Annotated in this window: 5 protein-coding genes; 1 reads left to right on the top strand and 4 read right to left on the bottom strand. The window is 30.6% G+C overall.

Annotation, left to right across the window (positions count from 1 at the left end):
- Positions 1-2,308: ABC transporter ATP-binding protein/permease (locus tag SPD90_RS02785; RefSeq protein ID WP_320924233.1), on the top strand; the 2,308-nt coding region annotated here is incomplete at its 5' end.
- A gap of 56 nt (positions 2,309-2,364) precedes the next feature.
- Here the strand turns inward: SPD90_RS02785 and SPD90_RS02780 are convergent.
- The 4 genes from SPD90_RS02780 to SPD90_RS02765 all read right to left on the bottom strand — a co-directional run bounded on the left by SPD90_RS02780 (position 2,365) and on the right by SPD90_RS02765 (position 6,508).
- Entirely contained in the window at positions 2,365-3,474 is a 1,110-nt protein-coding gene (locus SPD90_RS02780) for a pyridoxal phosphate-dependent aminotransferase (RefSeq protein WP_320924232.1), read from the bottom strand.
- A gap of 166 nt (positions 3,475-3,640) precedes the next feature.
- On the bottom strand, positions 3,641-4,966 hold the full coding sequence (locus tag SPD90_RS02775; RefSeq protein WP_320924231.1) for an aminotransferase class III-fold pyridoxal phosphate-dependent enzyme: 1,326 nt from the start codon (positions 4,964-4,966) through the stop codon (positions 3,641-3,643).
- 340 nt (positions 4,967-5,306) lie between these two features.
- Complete coding sequence (locus SPD90_RS02770; RefSeq protein ID WP_320625366.1) at positions 5,307-5,627, bottom strand: YlbF family regulator; 321 nt, start codon at positions 5,625-5,627, stop codon at positions 5,307-5,309.
- 59 nt (positions 5,628-5,686) lie between these two features.
- On the bottom strand, positions 5,687-6,508 hold the full coding sequence (locus SPD90_RS02765; RefSeq protein WP_320924230.1) for a pyridoxamine kinase: 822 nt from the start codon (positions 6,506-6,508) through the stop codon (positions 5,687-5,689).
- Between the last annotated feature and the right edge of the window lie 144 nt (positions 6,509-6,652).

Raw genomic sequence — 6,652 nt, 5'->3', positions numbered from 1 at the left:
GTTACAGCTTAAAAATATTTATAAGAGTTATATAACAGGAGGCAATAAACAAATCGCTCTAGACGGAATTAATTTAAAGTTTAGAGAGAGCGAATTTGTGACGATTTTAGGGCCAAGTGGCTCAGGAAAGACTACCTGTTTAAATATAATAGGTGGCTTAGAGCATTATGATAAGGGTGATTTAATAATAAACGGCAGATCTACAAAGGATTTTAGCGATTCTGATTGGGATTCATATAGAAATAATACAGTAGGATTTATATTTAAAAATTACAACCTAATACCTCATCTAAGTATATTAGAAAATGTACAAGTTGCTATATCACTTACTGACTTGTCTAAGGAGGAAAAGCAAAAAAAGGCAATAGATGCTTTAGATAAAGTCGGTATTAAGGATTATATGAGAAAGACATCGGAGTTTTTATCTAGAGACGAAATGCAGAGAGTGGCGATTGCCCGTGCATTAGTAAACGATCCTAATATAATACTTGCAGATGAGCCTACAGGAAACCTAGACAGTAAATCTAGCTTGGAGATAATAGATTTGATGAAGGAGGTATTTAAGGATAAATTAGTCATCGTAGTGACTCAAAATGAACAGATCGCTAAATCCTACGCGACTAGAGTTATTTCCTTTAGAGATGGAGAGATCGTTTACGACAGCGATCCGCTTAAGGAGGATTTACATCAAAGAGATATTTCTTTAAAAAAGACTTCCATGGGAGTTTGTATGGCTTTAAAGTTGGCTGCAAGAGATATGTCTAATAAAAAAATGAGGACATTTATCTACATGCTGATATCTAGTGTTGGAATTATAGGTATTGCTATAGTGATATCTTTAATTACTGGATTTGAGCAGAAAATAAATGACTATGAAAAAAATACATTAGCTGATTTTCCAATTGTAATAGATGATGTGTATGATAATTTAGATATTTACACCCAAATAGGAGAAATAAAAAATATTCAGAAGTACAATGACAAGTTTGAATTATATACAAGTGAAGAGGTAGTCTATCCCTATGATTGGGAGGCAAATAACAAATCACATAAAAATAAAATAACAGATGAGTATGTTCGATATATAAAAAATATGGACAGCGATTTATTTTCAGCCATATCGTACAAAAGTCAGATTGACATGAATATATTAAAAAAGGATGATAAAGGACGAGTTTCGATATTGGACACTTCTGCTATTAATTTTTCGTCGTATCCTGAAGGAAATGGAGAGGAAAAATATTTAGAGCAAAATTACGATTTGTTGTACGGGTATTATCCAACTGATAAAAAGGATATCGTGCTCGTAGTAGATGAATACAATAGAGTAGATAGCGGTATTTTAAAGGCTCTTGGTGTAGATTGCGATAGAGAAGAAAATGTAAAATTCGATGAGCTTATAGGAAAGGAATATAAAATTATTTTAAATGATGAATTTTATAAAAAGGAAGGAAAATACTTTACGACAGATATCAGCGATAAAAATTTAGAAAATCTATACAACTCTAAAAAATCTTTAACTATAAGCATAACTGGAATATTGAGAGCTAAAAAGGATAATAATTTATCATATTTATCTCAGGGAATAGCCTATAGTAATGAGCTAAGTAGCTATTATATAAACAACTGCAAAAAATCTAAAATTGTAGACGAGCAGCAAAAATCGAATTACAACGTTATAACAGGTCAGCGCTTTGAAGGAGATAAACAACAGGCATTGAATTTACTAGGAGCTTCATCAGTTCCTTCATCTATTACTATATATCCTAAAGACTTTGAGTCAAAGCGAGATATATTGGGGTATTTGAATAAATACAACGAAGGAAAAGGAGAAGGAGAGACTATATTATACGAGGATACATCTACAATAATAAATCAAGTATCGTCTAATATAATGAAATGTATAACTATGGTATTAGTATCCTTTATATGCTTAGCCATGATAACATCGCTAATTACAATGTTTGTCATTACCTATATAGCTGTGCTTGAAAGAAAACATGAAATTTCTATACTGAGGGTATTGGGAGCTAGAAGACGAGACATAGTCAGAATGTTCAATGTAGAAAATGCTGTTATAGGATTTTTAGCAGGAGTTTTAGGAGTGTTTATAGCTTATATTTTTATAATACCTTTAAATAATTATATGCTAAAGACTACGACAGAACTATCTAATATAGCTATTTTAAGACCTAAATACGCTGTGTTGTTGATAATTACAAGTATAGTCATAACTCTAATCGGAGGATTTATTCCAGCTAAAATAGCTTCGAAAAAGGATCCTGTGGAGTTTTTAAAAAGCAAATAGCAAAATATAAAAGACGATTACACATTGTATGATTGTTAGTGTAATCGCCTTTTTTTCTATTCTATATTGTCTATAATTTCAGACGCTTCTATTAATCTAGGTAGATATTCTGGTGATGGGAATCTAAATCTAATAGAGTTTTTACCTACAGATTTAAATGAAGCACAAGATATAACACCTATTTTTAATTTAGCAAATTCCTTTTCTAAATCGATATCTTTGTTTTTGTGAGTTACCATCATTATAGATACAGTATCTCCGTTTTCAGAGATGCTCAAGTTTTTGTAGTCTTTTACTATTTTGCTCTTCATTTCGGCGTTTGCTTTTCTCATTTCTACTAAAAAGTCGTAATCGCCTACAACCTTAGCTGCAACAGCTCTAGTTACAGATGTCATTTCGTAAGGTGTATTTATATTTTTCATAGCCTTAGTTAAGTTTTCGTTTTGAACTATGTATCCACCTCTAAGACCTGCAAGTCCGTAAGCCTTAGAGAAAGTCTTTGTAACTATTAAGTTTTCGTATTTTGGAACTAGAGTTACTGCTGAATTTTTAGAATCCATGTAGTCTCCGTAAGCTTCGTCTACTAGCACAACTACGTTTTTATCGTATGCAGCCTTTAAGACTTTTTCTATATCTTCAATTGGCATTATTTGTCCAGTAGGGTTGTTTGGGTTGTCTAGATAGATTAATTTTAAATCGTCTGTTATCATGTCGATAAATTCATCTGCTATAAATTTATAGTTGTTTTCAGGCTTTAATGTGTAAGTGTCGAATACACCGCCGACCATTTCAACATCTGTACCGTATTCAGGAAATTGAGGAGCTAGTCCTAAAACTTTATCTCCATTTTCTATGAAAAGCTTGTTTATCAAGAATAAAGCTGCTATAGAACCGTCACATAAAACTATGTTGTCATCATTTATTTTTGTATCAGTGTATTTTTCCCAGAAATCAGCTATAGCCTTTTTAACAGTAAGTGAATGAGGGTAGTCCTTCATTATTGTGTAGTCAATAGAGTTAAACGCATCTATTGCGGCATCTGAAAATGATACTATATTGATACCTTCAGCGCAGTCGATGTCTATATTGTTAAAAGCGTCTTCACCTTCAATTGCATATGTTTCTTTTATTTGAGATGCAATTGATTTTTTTATTCTGTATTCCATAAAATTATCCCCCTTATTTCAAACTAATTATATGGTAATATATTCCGGTTATAGGAATATCAATATGTTATCATATAAATTAGGTCTAATAAAACATATTAGACCTAATTTCAAAATTATATTATTTATTATTTTTAAATAGTATCAGTTAGCGATATCTAAAAGCCTACCATCCGTTTATAACAGTTAAAGCTTCGTCAGATATTTTACCAGCTAGTAAATCTTGTATAGCTTCTTCGATTATAGCTATAGCTTTGTCTATTTGTTCGTAAGTTATAACAAGTGGTGGTTGAACTCTTAAAGTACATTCTCCAAGAGATATTAAAACTAAACCATTTTGTTGACATTGATAGATTATTTTAGTAGTAGTATTTTTATCTGGTAGGTCTACACCTATTGATAATCCAAGTCCACGAACATCTTTTATTATGTCGTATTTCTTTTGTAGCTCTAAGAATTTATTTTTAAAGTATTCACCTTTTACTCTAGATTGTTCTACTAAGCCTTCTCTTTCAAATATTTCTAGCATTTTTAATGCAGCAGTACAAACTGTTGAGTTTCCTGACATTGTAAATAAGTGAGCTGGGGCATCTAAGCTGTCCATTATTTCAGTTTTACCCATTACAATACCCATTGGAAGTCCTGCACCTGATGATTTACCCATAACTATTAGGTCTGGTTCAACATCGAAATTTTCTATAGCGAAGAATTTACCACTTCTTCCCCAAGCTTGTTGTATTTCATCAACTATGAATAAAATACCGTGTTTTTTACATAATTCAGCTAGACCTTGTACGTATTTTTTAGGAGGTACGATTATACCAGCATCTCCTGCTATTGGTTCAAAGAATACAGCAGCAACCTCTTCTGGTGGTAAGTATAAATCGAATGCAGTTTCTATTTCCTTTAAGCATTCTAGGTTACAAGATTCTTCACATTTTCCATATGGGCATGTGATACATTTTGGATAGTTAAAATGATAAACATCTGGTATCATAGAACCCATTTTTCTTCTCATGTTTAAGCTTATTGCAGATATAGATATAGCACCGAAAGTACTTCCGTGATAAGCTCCGTTGAAAGATATTAATTTATTTCTTCCTGTGTAGCCTTTAGCTAATTTTATAGCAGCATCTATTGATTCAGATCCTGTAGTTGAGAATAAAACTTTTTTATTGTTGTCCCCTGGATATAATTCTATTAATTTTTCAGCGTATTCAACAGGTTCCTTACAAGAGAAGTAAACTATTGAAAATTGAGCTAATTTAGACATTTGTTCTTTTACAGCTTCTGCTACTTCTTCGTTACCATGTCCTATATTTGCTGAAGAAGCACTTGATAGTAAATCTATGTATTCTTTACCTTCATAATCGTAAAGAAGAGCACCTTTTCCTGATTCAAATGCTATTGGACAGTATGGTAGTTTTTGAGTTTTTGCTAATACTTCTAATTCTCTAGCGCATATTTCTTTGCTTGTTGATAATGAACTCATTTCAATCCCCCCTATTTCACAACTTTTAATATATAATTTTTAACATACATATTAGATAGATTTAAACACATTGAAAACATATTTATATGTAAATCTATTTTAAATATTTTCTGAAAATTTATCGTGACATAGTTACGTATACTTCAAATGTACTCGAGATAACGATTTTACGATAAATTGATATATATTTAATAATAAAACTTAAATCGAATAAAAGCAATCTAATTTGACAAAAAAATTACTTTTTTAGCAAAAAATAGTTATTATAATGAAAAAAATTGCGTTATATTATAGTCAAATTCTTGTATTAAAAGGATATTTGAAATAAGAGGGAAAATTATTATTTTAAAAGCTCTTCTTCGATTGATTTATATACATTTTGCATAAGTAAATTAAATTTTTGGGTGCTTTTAAAGTAGTTTTCTACTAGAGGTGTTTGAAATACCTTTGAGTATTCTTTGTCTAGTTGAGATATTTTTCGGTTGGCTTCATCTATTTTATATCTAGTGTAAATTTTGTCTTTTTTACTCATATAATTATCTAGCTGTCTCTTTATATTTTTGTTTTTTTCTATTTCCTTTTTGTATTTATTCATAGTTTTAAATTCATCGCTATTTTTTATAAGCCTAGCTAGCTCTTGTGCCATTTGATTTATATTCATAAAAATCCTCCCTTCATTCTATAATATATTTTATAGAAATAGGGGAGGATGTAGAACTTTTAATTTATAGATGTTAAGTCATTTAAGAATAATTCAAAAAATACGCCGTCGTTTGGATCTATATCGTATTTACCAGTGTATTCTATACATTTAAATATAAAATCTGATGCTATTTTTATAGAGTCCTCTAAGCTGTGGTCGTTAGTTATAAGACCAGCCATTATAGATGTAAATATATCTCCAGTTCCGCTGTAAGATTTGTTGTTGTATTTTAGTGAATAAGAAAACGACTCGTCTTTATCTCTATCGTATCCCAAGTTTACTATCTCATCGCCGACTATTATACCTGTTATTACGATTTTTTTAGGACCTAGATTAGATATTTCTTTAGCTAAGTCTAGAGCTTCTTCAATTGTATAATTCGTGTGATATTTGTTTCCTGTTAAAAGACAGGCTTCAGTCAAGTTTGGAGTTACTAAGTCTGATATTTTAACTAAATCCTTTATTTTATTACATATATTGTCGTTAAATGTTTGGTAGTAATCACCACCATCTCCCATTACAGGGTCTACTATTACGTAGGCACCTTTATTATTTTCGATAAATTCACAAACCATATCTATTTGATCTATAGAGCCTAAAAAACCACTGTATATAGTGTCGAAGTTCACATTTAATTCTTTCCAAGTTTTACCGTATTCATCCATTTGAGATGTCAAATCTAAATAAGTAAATTTTGGGTATCCAGTTTGACTAGATAGTATAGCTGTCGGATATGGACAGCATTGAGTTTTTAATGCAGATAATATCGGGATTGCTACTGTAAGTGAACATTTTCCAATTCCTGACATATCGTTTATTGCGGCTACCTTTTTAATCATAAATATTCCTCCGTTAATTAAAAAATTGCATAGGTATATTTTACTATTAAATATACTCGTGTGAGTACACTTATTTATAAATTTTGCAAAATAAAATTTGTATGGGTACAATTAATTAGAAAAATATGCAAATTAAATTGGATA

Source organism: Intestinibacter sp. (assembly GCF_034113885.1).
GTDB lineage: Bacteria > Bacillota > Clostridia > Peptostreptococcales > Peptostreptococcaceae > Intestinibacter.
Note: the sequence above shows the minus strand (reverse complement) of the source record. Positions and strands in the feature narration are given on the sequence as shown.

Bases quoted from the DNA above. Each gene is read 5' to 3' on its own strand.
- SPD90_RS02780 (WP_320924232.1), bottom strand. From the start codon at position 3,474: ATGGAATACAGAATAAAAAAATCAATTGCATCTCAAATAAAAGAAACA.
- SPD90_RS02770 (WP_320625366.1), bottom strand. From the start codon at position 5,627: ATGAATATAAATCAAATGGCACAAGAGCTAGCTAGGCTTATAAAAAAT.
- SPD90_RS02775 (WP_320924231.1), bottom strand. From the start codon at position 4,966: ATGAGTTCATTATCAACAAGCAAAGAAATATGCGCTAGAGAATTAGAA.
- SPD90_RS02765 (WP_320924230.1), bottom strand. From the start codon at position 6,508: ATGATTAAAAAGGTAGCCGCAATAAACGATATGTCAGGAATTGGAAAA.